15 protein-coding genes are annotated in these 18380 nt (G+C 53.1%); 11 read left to right on the top strand and 4 right to left on the bottom strand.

Going from position 1 to position 18380, the window contains the following annotated elements; genetic code table 11:
• Window positions 1-42: 42 nt before the first annotated feature.
• Window positions 43-882: a CvfB family protein gene (locus tag C5O23_RS00690; RefSeq protein WP_107031024.1), complete on the bottom strand. Its 840-nt coding sequence runs from the start codon at window positions 880-882 to the stop codon at window positions 43-45.
• A 185-nt stretch (window positions 883-1067) separates the two neighbouring features.
• Here C5O23_RS00690 and rsmG point away from each other — a divergent pair, with 185 nt between their 5' ends.
• The 4 genes from rsmG to C5O23_RS00670 all read left to right on the top strand — a co-directional run bounded on the left by rsmG (window position 1068) and on the right by C5O23_RS00670 (window position 5199).
• Window positions 1068-1688 (top strand): 16S rRNA (guanine(527)-N(7))-methyltransferase RsmG, encoded by a 621-nt coding sequence (rsmG, locus tag C5O23_RS00685; RefSeq protein ID WP_107031023.1) that lies wholly within the window; start codon window positions 1068-1070, stop codon window positions 1686-1688.
• Window positions 1685-2323 (top strand): MBL fold metallo-hydrolase, encoded by a 639-nt coding sequence (locus C5O23_RS00680; RefSeq protein ID WP_107031022.1) that lies wholly within the window; start codon window positions 1685-1687, stop codon window positions 2321-2323. Before rsmG ends, C5O23_RS00680 begins: the two co-directional genes overlap by 4 nt.
• Before the next feature lie 237 nt (window positions 2324-2560).
• A complete protein-coding gene (locus tag C5O23_RS00675) occupies window positions 2561-4456 on the top strand; it encodes a biotin/lipoyl-containing protein (protein ID WP_107031021.1) in 1896 nt (631 codons plus the stop codon).
• Window positions 4457-4590: 134 nt separating this feature from the next.
• On the top strand, window positions 4591-5199 hold the full coding sequence (locus C5O23_RS00670) for a porin family protein (RefSeq protein ID WP_107031020.1): 609 nt from the start codon (window positions 4591-4593) through the stop codon (window positions 5197-5199).
• A gap of 723 nt (window positions 5200-5922) precedes the next feature.
• Here the strand turns inward: C5O23_RS00670 and rpmH are convergent.
• Window positions 5923-6078, bottom strand: a complete 156-nt coding sequence (rpmH, locus tag C5O23_RS00665; protein ID WP_107031019.1) for a 50S ribosomal protein L34 — start codon at window positions 6076-6078, stop codon at window positions 5923-5925.
• 143 nt (window positions 6079-6221) lie between these two features.
• Window positions 6222-6725 (bottom strand): flavodoxin, encoded by a 504-nt coding sequence (locus C5O23_RS00660; protein WP_107031018.1) that lies wholly within the window; start codon window positions 6723-6725, stop codon window positions 6222-6224.
• Between the two features lie 291 nt (window positions 6726-7016).
• Between C5O23_RS00660 and C5O23_RS00655 the strand changes: the two genes are divergently transcribed.
• The 5 genes from C5O23_RS00655 (at window position 7017) to C5O23_RS00635 (ending at window position 16306) form a co-directional block, all read left to right on the top strand.
• A complete protein-coding gene (locus C5O23_RS00655) occupies window positions 7017-10739 on the top strand; it encodes a rhamnogalacturonan lyase family protein (protein WP_107031017.1) in 3723 nt (1240 codons plus the stop codon).
• A gap of 252 nt (window positions 10740-10991) precedes the next feature.
• Entirely contained in the window at window positions 10992-14018 is a 3027-nt protein-coding gene (locus tag C5O23_RS00650; RefSeq protein ID WP_161553522.1) for an FtsK/SpoIIIE family DNA translocase, read from the top strand.
• A gap of 39 nt (window positions 14019-14057) precedes the next feature.
• Complete coding sequence (locus tag C5O23_RS00645) at window positions 14058-14672, top strand: LolA-like putative outer membrane lipoprotein chaperone (RefSeq protein WP_107031016.1); 615 nt, start codon at window positions 14058-14060, stop codon at window positions 14670-14672.
• 147 nt (window positions 14673-14819) lie between these two features.
• Window positions 14820-15764 (top strand): thioredoxin-disulfide reductase, encoded by a 945-nt coding sequence (gene trxB / locus C5O23_RS00640; RefSeq protein WP_107031015.1) that lies wholly within the window; start codon window positions 14820-14822, stop codon window positions 15762-15764.
• 17 nt (window positions 15765-15781) lie between these two features.
• Window positions 15782-16306, top strand: a complete 525-nt coding sequence (locus C5O23_RS00635) for a GNAT family N-acetyltransferase (protein ID WP_107031014.1) — start codon at window positions 15782-15784, stop codon at window positions 16304-16306.
• A 46-nt stretch (window positions 16307-16352) separates the two neighbouring features.
• On the opposite strand, the gene recR is transcribed toward C5O23_RS00635, so the two are convergent.
• Complete coding sequence (gene recR, locus C5O23_RS00630) at window positions 16353-16979, bottom strand: recombination mediator RecR (protein ID WP_107031013.1); 627 nt, start codon at window positions 16977-16979, stop codon at window positions 16353-16355.
• Between the two features lie 201 nt (window positions 16980-17180).
• Here recR and panC point away from each other — a divergent pair, with 201 nt between their 5' ends.
• Together panC and panD are read left to right on the top strand one after the other, a co-directional pair.
• Window positions 17181-18029: a pantoate--beta-alanine ligase gene (panC, locus tag C5O23_RS00625; RefSeq protein ID WP_107031012.1), complete on the top strand. Its 849-nt coding sequence runs from the start codon at window positions 17181-17183 to the stop codon at window positions 18027-18029.
• A complete protein-coding gene (panD, locus tag C5O23_RS00620) occupies window positions 18026-18376 on the top strand; it encodes an aspartate 1-decarboxylase (RefSeq protein WP_107031011.1) in 351 nt (116 codons plus the stop codon). The genes panC and panD overlap by 4 nt, the downstream gene beginning before the upstream one ends.
• Window positions 18377-18380: the final 4 nt, after the last annotated feature.

Raw genomic sequence — 18380 nt, 5'->3', positions numbered from 1 at the left:
CTTATGCAGAGTAATGCCCGAATGTTTTTTACACTGAAGAAATCACGCCTTGACCAGCCTGATACCGCCGTCAGCTATCACAATCCGGCGCTCACGATAGAGATGGCCTATCGCCTTCTTGAAATCCTTCTTTGAACACTGAAACGTAGCTCTGACAGTTTCCGGAGCCGCCGAATCTGAAATAGGCAGAAAACCATCAGGTTCATTGGCCAGCCGTCCCAGTATCCGCTCCATAAGAGCATCGACACGGCCGTCATTGCCGCCACTCAGTACAAGGTCAATCTTACCGTCATCTCTCACCTGCTTCACATATGCCGTGATAGCCTCTCCGATTTCCAACGGAGCAAAAAGTTCGTTTTCATAGATCATACCGTGAAACAGGTCATCGACAATCGCCTTATACCCCAGATCGGTCCGCTTGTAGACCAGCGCCTTCACCCGGCCGCCGAGCTTATAGCGCGGATAGGTATTGCCAAGAAACTTGTCAATCTTCGCCGAAGCCACAACTCTTTTCGTGGCATCATCAAGATAAACATAAACCAACACCACCATTCCGCGCGACAGCTTTACCGTCTGTTCGCGGAATGGCACAAGCAGATCTTTCATGATACCCCAGTCCAGGAAAGCACCGGTCTGATTGACATCGTTCACCTGCAGATAGGCAAACTCTCCCACCTGAGCAAACGGATGTTCCGTAGTGCAGATAGGCCTACCCTCGGAATCCTTATACACAAACACCTCTATGTCATCGCCAGGCTGAAGCGGGTTGACGATATAGCGCGAGGGCAACAGCACCTCATTTCCGTCGGCATCCTGAAGATAGGCACCGAAATCAACATTGCGGGCCACCCGCAGAGTGTTATATTTTCCGATCTTGAGCATATGGAGTATTATTTTGTGCAAATTTAACCATTTTTTCACGAATTACCCCTAATTTTGCATAATCAGGCGACAATTAGTTCCATCTGATATAAACGCCTGAAGACTTCCGATTGTTAAACAGACTGACCGGCAGGAACCCACACCCGTTCCCGACCCCCGGTCCGCTATCAGACCCATCAACCCAAATGGACGAAATTCTCAAATATTTTCCAGATCTTACTCCGGAGCAGATCGAACGCTTCACCGCCCTTGGGCGCCTCTACCCTGAGTGGAACGAGAAAATCAATGTCATATCCCGCAAAGACATTGACAATCTATACACACATCATATACTCCACTCCCTGGCGATAGCCCGATTCATAACCCCGGTTGACGGATCGCTGCTGATCGACCTCGGCACCGGCGGAGGTTTCCCCGGCATACCCCTCGCCATCCTCTGGCCAGGATGCCGCTTCCACCTGATAGACCGCATCGGCAAGAAAATCCGCGTCGCATCTGAAATCGCATCTGAAATCGGGCTCACCAACGTCACCTTCCAGCACGGCGACATGGGCGAATGCAAACTAAAAGCCGACTACGTGATCAGCCGCGCCGTCATGCAGCTCGACGAACTCGTCAGAATCATCAGCCGCAACATTTCGTCTGAACAGCGCAACCGCATCCCCAACGGGCTCGTCTGCCTCAAAGGCGGAGACCTTGCCCCCGAACTCGGCCGCGTCAAGCGACCGATACTCGACATCCCCCTGAGCGACTGGTTTGCAGAAGACTATTTCAAGACCAAAGACCTTATTTACGTAGAACTATGAAAGTAAGCCGTTTCGTTTTCAATATGTTCGGAGTCAACACCTACGTCATGTGGGACCCCGAAAGCCTTGAAGCCGCCATAGTCGACCCCGGAATGATCGATCAGGCCGAAAAAGACGCCCTTGACAGCTTCATCTCTCGCAACAGCCTCCGGCCGACACAGCTGATCAACACCCACAGCCACCTCGACCACATATTCGGCAACACATATATAAAAGAGAAATACGGACTCGAAATCAAAGCTAATCCCGCCGATGATTTCCTTGCCCGCACCCTCCCCGAACAGGCAGCCCGTTTCGGCATGCGCCTGCCACTCGCCCCGCAGAATCTCGACGTCGAACTCCACGACGGCGACACCATTTACCTCGGCAAAGAACCCATCGAAATCATCGCAGTCCCCGGCCACTCGCCAGGCTCGATAGCGCTCTATTGTCCCGAATCAGGCTTCGTCATCACCGGCGATGCCCTCTTCCCAGGATCAATAGGCCGAACCGACCTACCCAAAGGAGACCACGCCACACTCATAGACTCCATCAGGCGCCGGCTCCTCTCACTCCCTGACGAGACAGTAGTCCTCGCAGGCCACGGAGGCGAAACCACTATCGGACGCGAAAAGACCGCCAACCCCTACCTTTGATCGCCCAACGCAATTTCAACTGGCAACACCATCCCGCTTGCCCCTCCACAGACTCCTGTGAGGCATATTTGACACTTTTTTCACAACAATTAAAAAATAATTACGGATTTTTTTCTTTAATAAGATTAAATCCCTTATATTTGTCGGCAGCTACCAAGCCTCGGCGCCCTGACCCACTTCCACGCCATCGCAGTCGGGCTTACGGTCAAACCTACTCGTTCAACTATCTCAAAAGTTATGACACGACCCAAACTTCAGATCCGCGACCTCACACTGCGTGACGGCCAGCAGTCGCTCTTCGCGACCCGCATGAAACAGGAGACCATCAACCGCCTCCTTCCTTACTATGAGGATGCCCGCTTCCACATCATGGAAGTCTGGGGCGGTGCAGTACCCGACTCTGTGATGCGCTACCTCGACGAATCGCCCTGGCAGCGTCTCCGCACTTTCTCCGAGGCAATGGATTCAAAGAGTGACCACCCCAAAGCGCTCCTCTCCGCCCTCTCTCGCGGCCGCAACCTCTTCGGCTACGTGCCCTATCCCGACTCGGTACTCGAAGGCTTCTACAAGGAAGCGATAGCCAACGGGCTGAACGTAATGCGCATATTCGATGCACTCAATGACATCGACAACGTCAAGGAATCAATCCGCCTCATCAATCGACTCGGCGGCATAGCCGATGGAGCCGTATGCTACACCGTCGATCCCAAGCCCGAAGCTCCCGCCAAACCCGAAGGCTTCTTCGGCAAGCTCAAAGCAATGTTCGGATCACGTGAAGAAGGCCCGACTCCGATCTTCACTGACGAATACTTCGTCAGCAAAGCCAAGCAGATGGAAGCGCTCGGCGCAAAGATCATCACACTGAAAGACATGGCCGGACTGGTCAACCCCCTCCGGGCCGCATCAATAATCTCAGCCCTCAAACGCGAAGTCAAAGTCCCCGTTGACTTCCACACCCACTGCACTCCCGGCTACGGCCTGGCATCATCGCTCATGGCCATCATCAACGGAGTCGACATACTCGACACCAACATCTGGTGGTTCGGCGGAGGCTCCGCAGCTCCTGCCATCGAACTCATCTGGATCTTCTGTCAGCGCATGGGAGTCGAAGTTGAAGTCAATATGGAAGCCGTGGGCCGTATCCGCACCGGACTTCTCGAAGCCCGCAAAGAGCTCGCACAGTTCGATCTTAACAAAGACAACATGCCGCGTCCGTTCGATCCGCTGACCGACAAACTTCCCCCAGAAGTCCTCGCCCTCTTCGACAGTGCCATCGAATTCGCCAAAGCCAAAGACGAAGCAGCCCTCCTTGATGCCTGCCACAAGATTGAAGCTTACTTCGGCTTCCCCAAACCCAACGAGCTCGTCAAGACCGCAGAAGTTCCCGGTGGCATGTACTCCAACATGGTGGCCCAGCTCAAGCAGCTCCAGAGCGAAGATCTCCTTGAAGATGCCATGCGCCTTATCCCGATGGTGCGCCGCGATGCCGGCCTGATCCCCCTCGTCACCCCCACCAGCCAGATAGTGGGCAGCCAGGCAGTGCTTGTGGCCCTCGACCGCAAAAACGGCAAGCCGGACTATACCAACAAATCCAACCAATTCATCTCACTCGTCAAAGGCGAATACGGCAAAACCCCGGTGGCCATAGATCCCGCATTCCGTGAGAAAATCACCGGCAACCCTGAAGAAAAGCCCTATGACGTCAGCGCCTACCGCAAGCCTGAAAATCCAGAGCTTCCGGAACTCGGCGGACGCAAACTCGCATCGAACACCGAAGAGTATCTCTTGCTCGAACTCCTGCCATCTGTGGCCAACGGATTCCTCCGTAAACGCCGCAAAGAAGAATTCGAAGCCGAAGAATCAGTCAAGGCTCCCGCAGCCGAAGAAGCTCCCGCCGAAACTGCCGAGCCCATCACCGGTCCGGTGATCGCAGCCCCGATGAGTGGCAGAGTCGTTTCAATCAACGTAAAACCAGGTCAGGAAGTCAAGCCGGGAGACACCGTGCTGGTCTATGAGGCCATGAAGATGGAAAACGATATTGAATCCGAAATCAGCGGCATAGTCAAGCGAGTACTTGTTAGCGTAGACGACCAGGTGGCTACTGACACCCCTCTGATCGAATTTGAAAACTGACCGGCTAAAAATACGACATCCACATATATAGGACCTGACCACCAGGCAGGTCCTATATATGTGTTTCATGGCATACCATATTTTTTACAGCGATCCAATCATATACAATTTAATTTATCACACAATCACAATTCATGAAATCTATCAAAGCAATCATGCTGGTGCTTGCGTTCATTGTCAGCGCAACCACATTCACTGCTGACGCGCAGTTCCGTTTCGGACCCAAAGTTGGACTTACCGTCAATGACATGCACTTCAACAAAAGCGTGCTCGATGCCGACAACCAGACCGGCTGGACCGCAGGTGTGATGGGTGAATTCACTATTCCCGTCATCGGCATCTCAGCTGACCTTTCAGCAATGTATGTCCGCCGCAATGCCAAATTTCTTGCCGAGCAGGAAATATCCAAGGACAACCGTAGCTACATCGAGCTGCCGCTGAACTTTAGATACAACTTTTCGCTGCCGCTTATCAGCAAAGTCGTTGTTCCCTACCTCGGTGTTGGTCCGAGTGTGTCATTCCTCACCAGTCGCAAAAATATCCACGATGCCTACCGCAACCGCTCGGTTGACTGGGCTCTTAACTTCGGCTTCGGTCTGCGTTTCCTAAGCCACATCGACATCAACGCCCGCTACGGCCTCGGCCTCACTAAAGCCGTCCGCGCTACTGACGACGAATACGGCAAAGCCGGCATTGAAGGCAAAAACCGCTACTGGACCATCACAGCAGCTTACCTATTCTGATTTCTGAGCAACAGAGGGTGTTGCAAAGTCCTCTGAAATCACATAGGCCCGTGGTTACTGCGTAAAAGCGCAAAAGCCACGGGCTTTTATTTTATAAGTGGACTTTAGAGGAGGGCACTCCATCCGGAGCGGTAAATCGGTGTCCTGCCGGACTCCACATGTAGGGGGGCGCAGACCCGTGACACCTGCGCGCTGTGCGCAGGTGTCACGGGCTACGAGTAAATCGATGTCCTGTCTGACATCACCGTCCGGCCTCAACGCAGCGTAACCCGGACAAATCCGCAGGCAACGACAAGTCCGACAATACGTTTTCCGAACGGCTCCACGGGCAGCGGGTGTCCGGAAGGACACCGTTTTATTCGTAGCCCCCGACACCGTAGCGCTCAGCGCGTAGGTGTCGGGGGGGAAGACATTCAAGCAAATGTGGTGTCCGGAAGGACACCGATTTACCACCACGGAAGGCCCCACGAGCGGCGGGTATCCGACAAGGAGCGTTCCGGATGAGATCGTAGCTTTCTTAAATGCCTTTGAGACATCGCTGTCTGAATCTCACCTGCAGGGGCCCATGAATCTTGCTTAGGCTATCCTCTGAATCCGCTGCCACCCTTTACGGTTTTTGCTGCTGATTTGTTAGAGTAACACCACCGCCCCTATTCCTGTATGCAAAACAAGCCGGCCTCCTTGTGGAGACCGGCTTATGTTTTTCTCAGAAGTGAGAGCTGATTACTTTCCGGCGATAGAGTCAGAAACGGTCAGGCGAGCGCGGCCTTTGGCGCGACGACGGGCGAGGACCTTGCGTCCATCGGGGGTAGACATGCGGGCACGGAAACCATGCTTGTTAACTCTCTTTCTGTTAGAAGGTTGAAATGTTCTTTTCATTGCCGTATATTTTTATTTTTTCGTTATTCTGCATTTTGAGGTGCAAATTTAAGAAAAAACATTGATACGATCAAACAAATTTCACATTTTATAACACTTTTCCGTGCTATTTACCTCCTTGTCCATTCTTGACCATCCCGTTCTCACTCACATTCCTTTTTGATTTCCTCGCACCATGCCTTGACACGCGCCTCGGTCTTTTCCGGATGATTGACATTATCAATGCAAAGTCCCACTATCATACCATTGACATCACTGGCGGAATGATCGTAGTGGTAGCCATCATTGCTGAAAGGAGCTATGAACATAGCCTTCGTGTCATGGAGACGATGATAGATCTCCCCTACCGAATTGCAGAAAGTATCAGCCATCGACTCATCGCCACAGCCAAAAATCGCCACTTCCTTGCCTTCAAGATCAAGCGACTGCAGACCATCGAGAAAACCGGCCATATCCTCCTGAAGATCGCCTGCCCCCCAGGTGCTCGCGCCAAGAATTATCACATCATAGCCAGCTACGTCTGACGGCGCCGTCCGGGCCACGTCATGCACATCCTGAGGAGATACATTCAGTTCGCGAGCTATCATTTCAGCGACTTCGAGAGTCGAACCTGTGGTGGTTCCGTAAAATATACCAATCTTTTTCATTATATATTTATCTTAAATTATCCACAAAACAGACGTGAACGTCTATGAAATATAAACATAAGTTATGCAAAATTTGTTCGCCACCGCCGTCCGGATTTGCGTTTTTGGCTAAAAATCATTAATTTTGTCACTTGATACCATCAAAACTTAACCGGCAGTGGCATCATGAGGCGGAATCCTGCGAAAGGCCCTCTTCCTCTAAGCTTCTGTCCATGCACTTCGGAACCAGTTCAACTATTCAATAACCATAATATCAGAAAACTTATCAATTTTTTACTTTAACTTGTTAGCATGAAAAAAACTTTTTTATCGTGCATGGCGCTGCTGATGTCGCTCGGAATGTCGGCGCAGCAGTCCAAGTACTCCCACACGATCCAGGCCGAAAAGCTTGATCGCGGAGTCATAGCCGTAAAGGCCGACAATGGCGTCTTCGTTTCATGGCGCTCGCTGCTCGGCGATTCGAAAGATCTGCTCTTTGACGTCTACCGCGACGGCAGCAAGATCAACGAAACTCCCCTCAAAGTAACTAACTTCACTGATCCCGCCGGAACTCCCGGAGCAAAGTATCAGGTCAAAGCCATCCTCAACGGCACCGACATCGAGACCTCAAAGGAAGTAGCTGCCTGGGCTGAAAATTTCCTGCGCGTACATCTGAACCGTCCCAAAGGTGGCACATCGCCCGAAGGTGGCTATAGAGAGATGCGCAACTATACCTATACTCCTGACGACGTTTCCGTAGGCGATGTCGATGGCGACGGCGAATGGGAACTCATTGTAAAATGGTTCCCGACCAACCAGGCAGACAACGGTGACCAATACCGCTACACCGGTAACACCATCCTCGACTGCTACAAGCTCGACGGCACCCAGCTCTGGCGCATAGACCTCGGCCAGAACATCCGCTCAGGCAACCACTACACCCAGTTCATGGTCTACGACTTCAATGGCGATGGCAAGGCAGAACTCATCTGCAAGACAGCTCCCGGTACCATTGACGGACAGGGCAAAGCAGTGCTTCTCGGCGATGCCAAAGTGACAGACGATCACCGCACAAAGTCCAACGGAAAGAAAGACAAGAACGATCATGCCGGCATAGTCGTAGCCGGTCCCGAATATCTTACCGTATTCAACGGCGAGACCGGAGCCGAAATTCACACCATCGAGTATAATCCTCCACGCACAATCCGCACAAACAGCCAGTGGGGCGACAGCAACGGCAACCGCTGCGAACGCTACCTCGCAGGCGTGGCCTACCTTGACGGCAAAACTCCGTCGGCCATCTTCTGCCGCGGTTATTACACCGCCGCCTATGTCTGGGCTGTGAACTTCGACGGACAGAAGCTCACAGAAAAATGGCTCCACAAATCAGAGACTTCAGGCCAGGGCCTCTATGGCGAAGGCGCCCACTCTCTGACAATCGGCGACTGTGACGGCGACAGCTTTGACGAAATTGTCTACGGATCTGCCATCCTTGACCATGACGGCGTAAAAGTATTGCGCACAGGTGCAGGCCACGGCGATGCTCTCCACCTCGCTGACATGGACCCCGACCGCGAAGGCCTTGAAATCTTCATGGTCCACGAAGAAAAGAAATCTCCCTATAAGTGGGATGCAACTTTCCGCGATGCCCGCACCGGCGAAATTCTTTGGGGCAATCCCCAGTCAGCCCACGACATCGGCCGCGGTCTCGCAGCGAACATTTCATCCAAATTCCGTGGCTACGAAGTATGGCCCAGTGCATGGTATGCAAATAGCTCGGACACTTCACGTGCCAACAAGACATTCACCTGCACAGGCGAGATCGCTATCGACGGCAAAGTTCCCTCGTCAAACTTCCGCATCTACTGGGACGGCGATCTGCTCGATGAACTTTTTGACGGAAAATACAATTCCAGTGCAGGCAAGTCATATCCTATCATCGAGAAACGCAGTGAAAACCTCAACGGAACAGCGGCAAGTTGGGCATTCTCCGACTACTCAAACGCAGGCTCCACCAACGGAACCAAAGCCACTCCCAATCTTCAGGCTGACCTTTTCGGCGACTGGCGCGAGGAAATCATTCTCCACGATCAGGAAACCGAATCCGATCTGCTCATTTTCTCAACCACCATCCCGACCGACTACCGAGTCAACACTCTGATGCAGGACCGTCAGTATCGCGTGGCCATAGCATGGCAGAACTGCGGCTACAACCAGCCTCCCCACCTCAGCTATAACCTTGAGGAAGCCTTCAACACCGTGGGTGCAATCACCGTCAACGGCGGCGCGCTCAACCAGGTGATCTATCTTGGCGATGAAATCCAGACTATCGGCTTCACCGTGATCCGCGCCACAGGCGTAAAAATCGAAGGCCTCCCCGAAGGCATGACCTACAGCTTCGACCCCGCCACCCTCACCGGCACAATCTCAGGCACACCCAATGCCGAAGGCGAATTCACATTCACCATCACCACTACCGGTGCTGAAGAAGACCAGAATGCAACCATCACCGGCAATATCAAGGTGCGCATGAACACCTCGATCGAACTCGTGGCCCACTACCCATTCGAAAAAGTAGGCGAAACCACCCCCAATTCAATCCTTGGTGAAATCGCCACCGCCAACGGCGGGAACGGCGAAGCCGTAAAAGGCAAGCGCGGCAATGCTCTCAGCCTCAACGGATTGAATCGTTACGTTCAGGAAAGCTATGACCTAATTGACTTCGGCAGCAACTCATTCACCATTGAACTCTGGATGAATTCTACCGCTGTTGACAAAAACTGCTACCTGCTCAACAAGGGTGTCATTTCTCCCAATAACGGCTCCGGCAACTGGTATGGCATCGAATACAAAGACAACAAGGGCACAAAGGAACTCCGCTTCGCTATTGACGACAACGTGACCAAGAAGCAGATCGAAGTCTCCGGCGCCGACAAATATTTTGACGGCGAGTGGCATCACATCGTTGCCACCCGCGACGTTGTCAACAAATTACTCAATCTCTATGTTGACGGCGAACTCGTAGCCTCAGGCGATGATCCCACCGGAGAGATCATCAGCGATGACGAACCCCTCATCATCGGCGACGTGACCGCATTTGACAACTCCTACAACGGCAAACTCGACGAACTCTCACTCTACCGCGGAGTGATGAGCGCAAGCAAGGTTAAGGAACACTACGAATCACAGGCCGGCGACTACATCCTCTACTTCCCGATGGACGAAATCGGCGAGACAACTCCCAACCTCGCCCACGGTGAGGCCACCGCAACCGCAGGCATCGCATCCGTTCAGGGCGTGAAGGCCGGAGCAGTTGAATTTGACAATGCCGAATACTTCACCCAGCCCATCTATGATGCGATCAACGTAGGCGAAGGCGATTTCACTGCCGAACTCTGGGTGAAATCAACCGACGATGACGGCTATCTCTTCTGCATCGGCACTCACAACACCACCAACGTGGAAGGTGGCACAGGCAACTGGATCGGCCTCGAACGCAAGAACGGCTACCTCAGCTTCTCAATTGACGACAATGCTGATAAATCAGACTGCAAGATTGAAAACGCCGATTACGTATTTGACGGTAACTGGCACCACATTGCCTGTGTGCGCAACTTTGCAGGAAAAACAACAACCCTCTATATCGACGGTAAGGAAGCTGCAACCCTCACAGGTGTGAAAACCGGAGGTATCAACTTCTCGGCAAGCGAACTCATCTTCATCGGAGGTGATGACGAAAGCGGACACCGCACTTTCGGCGGAGCCATTGACGAATTCATCGTATATCCCAAGGCACTCTCGGCTGAAGAAGTAGAGGAACACTTCAACCTCCTCCGCCTCTCAGAGATCGAAGACATCATCGCCAACGGCGGCAACGCCCGTTACACTGTGGTCAACGCCTTCAGCGGCATGATCCTCCGCACAGCCGTAGGTTCTGACCGCGAAGATATCATCGACACTCTTGAAGCAGGCGTTTACGTCCTCGTGGTTGAAGACGGCAAGTCAATGCGCACATTCAAGTTCGTAAAACGATAAGACAAGCATCCCGCACCTTATATATCATATATAAGATCCAATAACGGCAACCGCTTTCCCGGCTTCGGGAGGGCGGTTGCTTTTTTTACTCCAAAAAAAATTGCCGAGTTGAATTTGTGAAATAAAAATTGTAATTTTGCTATCTGTTTAGGCTTTGTCACATCAAAAGCACACTTACTCAAAACACAGCGATAATTTCAAGATAATTCCAATAAGCGATCTCGACCAAGCGATCACCCTGATTATACATATATGTCCACATCATACTCCCCGATTGACGAACCCTCGTTCACAGATACAACTTTCGATGCCGAAGAGATGCTCAACGGACATCGCTCCGACCGCCGCGACTCGACCCCGCAGCCTGACGATGCTCCAGCTGCATCACCTTATGACGAATCACCTTATGCCGGCAACAACAGGCAGACAGCCTCTGCCACCCCTTCCCGACAGACAACCTATGCCCCCCAGGGTAATCAGCCCGGCTATGGCTCCACGACAGGAACCACCGTTGTCCCGGAGCAGACAGCCGTCAGCCGTCGCCGTCCGCGCGCCGGAGTGGCAAAAACGCTGCAACTGATCCGCGACTCACGCACCGTGATGTTCATCGGACTGGTCTTCACTATCCTTGCCGGCTATATGCTGATAGTCACCATCTCCTACTTCGCCAATATAGGGTCAGACCAAAGCGCGATGCTCAATGGCGATTTCGACCCGACTATGATACGCAATGCCGGAGGTCCGGCAGGAGCATGGATAGCCCATACACTTCTCTACAACTGGCTCGGAATAGGATCGTTTCTGCTTATCTACTATCTGGCCGCCTGCGGACTGTCAATGCTGCGCGTCTACCGTCCGTCATTCTGGCCGCTGACCATGCGATGCCTGCTGACAGCAGTGGCACTTTCGATTGTCTGCGGTCTGGTGACATATGAATTCGCCTCGCCAGTCTACTGGGGCGGACGCCACGGCCATCTGCTCAACGACCGCCTGATCACCCTGACCGGCATCTGGGGAGCACTGGGCATAAGCATTATCATGGGCGGCCTTGTCATCATCCTCTATCTGACAGAACTGAAGCGCATCTACGGAGTGGCTTCACAGGGCATCCGTGCCTACAATGAGCGCCAGGCACAGCGCCGCGCCGAACGTGAGCGCATACGCGAGGCCGAAGAGGCCGAACGCCTTGCCCGCGAAGCTGCCGAAGAAGCCGAGCGCAAAGCTGCTGAAGCAGCCGAGGCTCAGCGCCGTGCAGCAGTTGAAGCCGAAACACAGCGGCAGGCAGCCATGCAGCCGGCTATGACAAAAAATGCCGTGGAAAGTCATGCTGAAAATCACACTCCGGATCACCCCGGAAATAGCAGCGGCGACATCATTGAAGAAACCGATGAAGAGATTGCAGAGATCGAAGTTACCGATTTCGAGGACAATGGCCCGGACTCAGACCATCTTCAGTCAGCCGGTAGCCGTGAAGACAGCCTGCTGCGCCCGCTTTTTGCCGGAGATGACAGCGACATAACAGACAGCTACAGCCGTGATGATTCCAACGACATTGAATCTGACGACGAAACTCCCGCAGACAGCACAGAGACCGCAAGCGTGCAGAATGCAGAAGAAGAGGAGGCTGATTTCAACACTCCTCTGTTTGCCGACAGCGACAATGACTCTAATGATGAGACAGAACAGCACGGAAACTCAGACCCATCTGCTCAGACAGCTCTTCAGGCTCCGCTCGCGCCTACTACAGTGCGCCCGGCCACAGCAGAAGAGGTTCTGGCCTCGGAGCCTTACAATCCACGCGCCGAACTTTCTCTTTTCCGCTTCCCCTCCGTAGATCTTCTGCGTCCTGCGAAAGACAACGGCCCAAGTGTGGATATCCAGGAAATGGAGTTCAACAAGCGCCGCCTGACAGAAACTCTGCGCACCTTCGGAGTGGAAATTTCCAAGATCGAAGCCACTATCGGCCCGACAGTGACCCTATATGAGATCATTCCGGCCGAGGGTGTGCGCACACGCTCGATCAGAAGTCTCGGCGATGACCTGCAACTGCAGCTTGCAGCCGAAGGTGTCCGCATCATCGCACCTATACCTGCCAAAGGCACAATCGGCATCGAGGTGCCTAACAAAGACCCTCAGGTGGTTTCGATGCGTTCAGTACTTGACAGCGAAGTCTACCGCAACTCCAAAATGGAGCTTCCGATGGCACTTGGCAAGACTATCTCGAATGACATTTTCATGGCCGACCTCGCCAAAATGCCCCACCTGCTCGTGGCCGGCGCCACCGGTATGGGTAAATCGGTAGGCCTCAACGCCATCATCACTTCGCTTCTTTATAAAAAACATCCTTCGGAACTGAAATTCGTGCTCATCGACCCGAAGCGAGTTGAACTGAGTCTCTACCGCGAGCTGGAGCGCCACTATCTCGCATCGCTCCCCGGCGAAGACGCCATTATAACCGATATGTCAAAGGTGGTCACCGTGCTCAACTCTCTCTGTATCGAAATGGACAACCGCCTCTCGCTGCTCGAACAGGCCGGAGCACGAAACATCAAGGAATACAACGACAAATTCATTGCCCGCAAGCTCAATCCGGAGAAACACCGTTTCCTCCCCTACATTGTGCTGATCATCGACGAGTTCGCAGACCTGATCATCCGTCAGGGCAAAGAAATTGAAAATCCAGTGTCGCGTCTGGCTGCCGTGGCCCGTGCGGCAGGCATACACCTGATCATAGCAACCCAGCGTCCAACGGTCAACGTGATCACCGGTGGCATAAAGCTCAACATTCCGGGACGTATAGCCTTCCGTGTGATCCAGGGCAATGACTCCCGCACTATTCTCGACCAGCTCGGTGCAAATCAGCTGATAGGCCGCGGCGACATGCTCTTCTCCATCAACGGCAAGCTCGAACGAGTGCAGTGTGCCTTCATAGACACCCCGGAAGTGAGTGCCATCTGCGAGAACATCGGTTCGCAGGTTGGCTACCAGTCGCCCTACGAACTGCCTGAATATACTCCGGAAGGCGAAGGTGGCAACATCTGCGGCGCAACTCTCGGCGACCGCGACCCACTGTTCGATGAATGTGCCCGTCTGGTGGTATCGACTGACACCGCATCGACCTCATCGCTGCAGCGCCGTTACTCAATAGGCTACAACCGCGCCGGAAAGATCATGGACCAGATGGAAGCCGCAGGAATCGTAGGCCCCTCGCAGGGAGGCAAGCCACGCCAGGTACTCGTAGACCCAGTGACACTCGAACATATCCTCGAAAACCGTTGATAATCCCACCTTTCAAAAACACCGATAAGAAACACGACCATGCTGACAAAAAACATCATACTTCTGATCCTCGCTCTCTGCTGCCTTCTGCCGCTCCATGCGGCGGAATCAGCCACAGCCGTGCTTGACAAAGCCGCTGCGAAGATCAGAGCATCGAAATCGCTCTCGGCATCATACACAATCACCGCTGACGGGCAGAGCAACAGCGGCACACTGACCATTTCGGGTGACCGCTTCACGATTGTCTCTCCGCAGATCTCATCGTGGTACGACGGACGCACACAGTGGACCTATTCGACCCATGTAGGCGAAGTAAACATCACCGAACCAAGTCCGGAAGAGCTTCAGCAGGTCAATCCGTTTGCGATCATCAACTCGTTCAAGACCCACTACCGCGCATCCATGCTCAAATCAGCAGCCGGAGAGAAGAAGATCAGGCTGACAGCCACGCAGGCAGGAAGCGATATCCATAGCGTGGATCTGACCCTCAACGCCTCTACCCTCTACCCGACCCGCATAGTGCTCAACATGGCCAATCGCCGCAGCGTCGGCATCACTGTCAGCTCCGTGAAGCCCGGCGAGGCACTCCCGGTGTCGTTTTTCCGCTATGATGCCGCAAAGCATCCCGGACTGCCGGTGGTAGACCTGCGTTAAAGCCCGCGTAGACGCTCAAAAGAGTGAACAATCAGAAAAAATATACATTATATAATAGGTATGGTTCAATAGACTGAACAACTTAAAATTGTCTGACCAACTTAAAATCTAACCGTTCAAAAACATCAATTCAAAAACAAGAGACTTATGGCAGAAATCAAAACCCGTTGCCTCATCATCGGCTCAGGCCCTGCAGGCTACACCGCAGCAATCTATGCTTCACGCGCCAATATCTCGCCGCTCGTGATCGAAGGCCTCCAGCCCGGCGGCCAGCTGACCATCACAACCGAGGTAGAGAACTTTCCCGGACAGCCCAACGGCATCACCGGTCCGCAGCTGATGGAAGACATTCGCACTCAGGCACTCAAATTCGGAGCCGACATCCGTTCGGGTCTTGTGACAGAAGTCGACTTTTCAAAGCGCCCGTTCAAGGCAGTGACCAACAACGGTCTGGAGATTCTCGCCGACACAGTGATCATTTCCACAGGAGCATCAGCACGCTATCTCGGTCTGCCTGACGAAGAAAAATATTCAGGTCTCGGAGTCTCTGCCTGCGCCACATGCGATGGATTCTTCTACCGCAAAAAGCGCGTGGCAGTTGTAGGCGGCGGTGACACAGCATGCGAAGAAGCCCTCTATCTTAGCAATCTGGCATCCGATGTGTTCCTGATCGTACGCAAACCCCACCTCCGCGCCTCTAAAGTGATGCAGGAACGTGTGCTTGAAAAGAGCAATATCAAAGTACTCTTCAACACCAACACCACCGGACTCTATGGCGAAGAATATCTCGAAGGCGCACATCTCGTGGAAAACGTAGGCACACAGAACGAACAGCACTACGACCTCGCCATCGACGGATTCTTCCTCGCCATCGGCCACAATCCCAACACCGAGATCTTCCGCCAGTACATCGACTGCGATGCAGCCGGCTATATCAAGGTCAAAGGCTCATCAATGCAGACCAACATCCCCGGAGTCTTTGCCGCAGGTGATGTTGCCGACCCCGTATTCCGTCAGGCCATCGTGGCTGCCGGCTCAGGCTGCAAGGCTGCGCTCGAAGCCGAACGTTTCCTCAACGAAGAGGGCCTCTAAAAAAATTAGCCTATAGAATGCTGACAGACGGCACTATAAGCCTCAGGGCACTCGAACCTATTGATGTCGACACCCTTTACCGCTGGGAAAACGATCCGGCGGTGTGGGGTGTCGGCCTCACACTTGCACCATACTCGCGCAAACAGTTGTGGGACTATGTAAATAACTATGACGGTGATATCTACGCCGCACGCCAACTCCGGCTGATGATAGACCTCATCAATGCGGAAGGTATGACTCAGACCATCGGCACTCTCGATCTCTATGACTTTGATCCTGCCAATTCGCGTTGCGGCGTAGGAATCCTGATTGATTCCGACGCACGTCGGCATGGCTACGGCCTGCGAGCACTCAACCTTGCTGCTGATTATTGCCGTGGCAGGCTTTCGCTTCATCAACTTTACTGCATTGTAGGAGAAGAAAATGCTGCCTCACGCCGGCTTTTCGAAAAAGCCGGATTCAGAATCAGCGGACGTTTAAAATCGTGGCTTATGTCAGGCAACAGCTATTCTGATGCCTACATCTGCCAGAAATTCCTGTGATCATACCACCACATTTCACACAATAGAAGAGACGCGTGACGAAGTTTCAGCGGCGGATTGAATCTGAAAAGAGTGTGCGGTTGAGCAGGGAACGACCGAGGGTTATCTCATCGGTATATTCAATTTCGTTGCCGACCGACACACCACGTGCAAGCTGGGTGATGCGGACGTCGGCATAGGGAGCAAGGCGCCGATAGAGGTAGAAATTGGTGGTCTCCCCTTCCATCGTGGCGCTGAGAGCAAGAATCACCTCACTCACCTCTCCGGAAGCCACACGTTCTACCAAAGAGTCGATTTCAAGCTGGTCGGGGCCGATGCCGTCCATCGGCGAAATTACTCCTCCGAGCACGTGATAAAGGCCACCGTACTGGCGAGTATTTTCAAAACTCATGACATCCTTGACACTCTCCACCACACAGACCGTTGACCGGTCACGACGCGAGTCGGCACAGATCGGGCAAACTTCGGTCTCGGAAATATTGTGGCAGATCGAACAGTAACGCACACCGCGCCTCATTCTGATGATCGACTCGCCAAGAGCCACTCCCGCCCCTTCATCACAGCGAAGAATGTGTAGCGCGAGACGCAAAGCGGTTTTCCGCCCGATGCCGGGCAGGCGTGAAAGTTCTGTGACGGCTCCTTCAAGGAGTTTAGAGGCAAATTCCTGTTGCATTTTGCAGTGTGGATAATAAGGCGAGGTCAAGCGCCATTTTTTAATACCATAGACCTTGACAGGCTTTGAAATTCACATCAAAATTACTAAAAAATCCCGTCAATCGACATCCGGAGACCGAAACCTGCAAACTTTTTTGGGAAATTTAATACATAATGTGTAATTTTGCACTCTGAAATTTTCAGACATATACAGAAAGAAATGGAAATAATTCGCACTGTAGCAGAATTAAAAGCCAAGCTTGACACCGCCCGCAAGTCTGGAAGCGTCGGACTTGTTCCCACGATGGGAGCACTTCATGCCGGCCACCTGTCACTGATCGAGCGCGCCCGCCGCGAAAATGATTTCGTGGTGGTAAGCGTGTTCGTCAACCCCACACAGTTCAACAACCCAACAGACCTTGCCACCTATCCCCGCACCGAGGAGGCTGACTGCGAGCTGATGAAATCAGCCGGAGTCGATGTAGCTTTCATTCCCTCGGTAGAGGAAATCTATCCTCAGAAAGACACCCGCGTGTTTGATCTTGGTCCGGTGGCCGAAGTGATGGAAGGCGCTATGCGTCCGGGCCATTTCAACGGAGTGGCCCAGATAGTCAGCAAACTTTTTGACTTCACCCGTCCGACCCGTGCCTATTTCGGAGAAAAAGACTTTCAGCAGATAGCCGTGATCCGCAGAATGGTCGAGATTGAAGGCTTTGACCTCGAAATAGTGGACTGCCCGATCAAACGCGAGGCCGATGGTCTGGCCATGAGCTCACGCAACGTCCGCCTCAGCGCCGAGCAGCGCGCCATAGCCCCCGCCATCCACCGTACTCTTGAAGGCAGCCTTTCATGGGCGCGTGACCACAGCGTTGAGCAGACCAAACGCTACGTGATCGATGAACTTAACTCTCTTCCTCACCTGCAAGTAGAATATTACGAAATTGTCGACGCGCTCAGCATGCAGCCAATCACAGACTGGGCCGAATCGGAAAGCCCCGTAGGATGCGCCACCGTGTTCTGCGGCGAAGTCCGCCTGATCGACAACATAAAATACCCCGCAAGGAAATGACACTCGAACTACTCAAGTGCAAAATCCATCGTGTCACCGTGACAGAAGCACGGCTCGACTACATAGGAAGCATCACCATTGACAGCCAGCTGATGGAAGCCGCCGGAATTTTCCCAGGCGAAAGAGTCTACATTGTCGACAATAACAACGGCGAACGCTTTGACACCTACGCCATTGCAGGCGAGCCGGGTTCAGGCGTCATCTGCCTCAACGGCGCCGCCGCACGCAAGGTGCAGGTGGGCGACGTAGTAATCATCATGTGTTACGCACAGATGACCCCGGAGGAAGCCCGCACCCACAAGCCCGTGGTGCTCTTCCCCGACACCCGTACCAACAAACTTTTATAAACCC

The organism is Duncaniella muris, from assembly GCF_003024805.1.
GTDB classification, from domain to species: Bacteria; Bacteroidota; Bacteroidia; order Bacteroidales; family Muribaculaceae; genus Duncaniella; species Duncaniella muris.
This window is presented reverse-complemented; position numbering and strand designations above follow the sequence as displayed.

What these genes read in the sequence shown, in the direction of transcription:
- C5O23_RS00690 (WP_107031024.1), bottom strand. Translation starts at nt 882, where the DNA reads ATGCTCAAGATCGGAAAATATAACACTCTGCGGGTGGCCCGCAATGTT.
- rsmG (WP_107031023.1), top strand. Translation starts at nt 1,068, where the DNA reads ATGGACGAAATTCTCAAATATTTTCCAGATCTTACTCCGGAGCAGATC.
- C5O23_RS00680 (WP_107031022.1), top strand. Translation starts at nt 1,685, where the DNA reads ATGAAAGTAAGCCGTTTCGTTTTCAATATGTTCGGAGTCAACACCTAC.
- C5O23_RS00675 (WP_107031021.1), top strand. Translation starts at nt 2,561, where the DNA reads ATGACACGACCCAAACTTCAGATCCGCGACCTCACACTGCGTGACGGC.
- C5O23_RS00670 (WP_107031020.1), top strand. Translation starts at nt 4,591, where the DNA reads ATGAAATCTATCAAAGCAATCATGCTGGTGCTTGCGTTCATTGTCAGC.
- rpmH (WP_107031019.1), bottom strand. Translation starts at nt 6,078, where the DNA reads ATGAAAAGAACATTTCAACCTTCTAACAGAAAGAGAGTTAACAAGCAT.
- C5O23_RS00660 (WP_107031018.1), bottom strand. Translation starts at nt 6,725, where the DNA reads ATGAAAAAGATTGGTATATTTTACGGAACCACCACAGGTTCGACTCTC.
- C5O23_RS00655 (WP_107031017.1), top strand. Translation starts at nt 7,017, where the DNA reads ATGAAAAAAACTTTTTTATCGTGCATGGCGCTGCTGATGTCGCTCGGA.
- C5O23_RS00650 (WP_161553522.1), top strand. Translation starts at nt 10,992, where the DNA reads ATGTCCACATCATACTCCCCGATTGACGAACCCTCGTTCACAGATACA.
- C5O23_RS00645 (WP_107031016.1), top strand. Translation starts at nt 14,058, where the DNA reads ATGCTGACAAAAAACATCATACTTCTGATCCTCGCTCTCTGCTGCCTT.
- trxB (WP_107031015.1), top strand. Translation starts at nt 14,820, where the DNA reads ATGGCAGAAATCAAAACCCGTTGCCTCATCATCGGCTCAGGCCCTGCA.
- C5O23_RS00635 (WP_107031014.1), top strand. Translation starts at nt 15,782, where the DNA reads ATGCTGACAGACGGCACTATAAGCCTCAGGGCACTCGAACCTATTGAT.
- recR (WP_107031013.1), bottom strand. Translation starts at nt 16,979, where the DNA reads ATGCAACAGGAATTTGCCTCTAAACTCCTTGAAGGAGCCGTCACAGAA.
- panC (WP_107031012.1), top strand. Translation starts at nt 17,181, where the DNA reads ATGGAAATAATTCGCACTGTAGCAGAATTAAAAGCCAAGCTTGACACC.
- panD (WP_107031011.1), top strand. Translation starts at nt 18,026, where the DNA reads ATGACACTCGAACTACTCAAGTGCAAAATCCATCGTGTCACCGTGACA.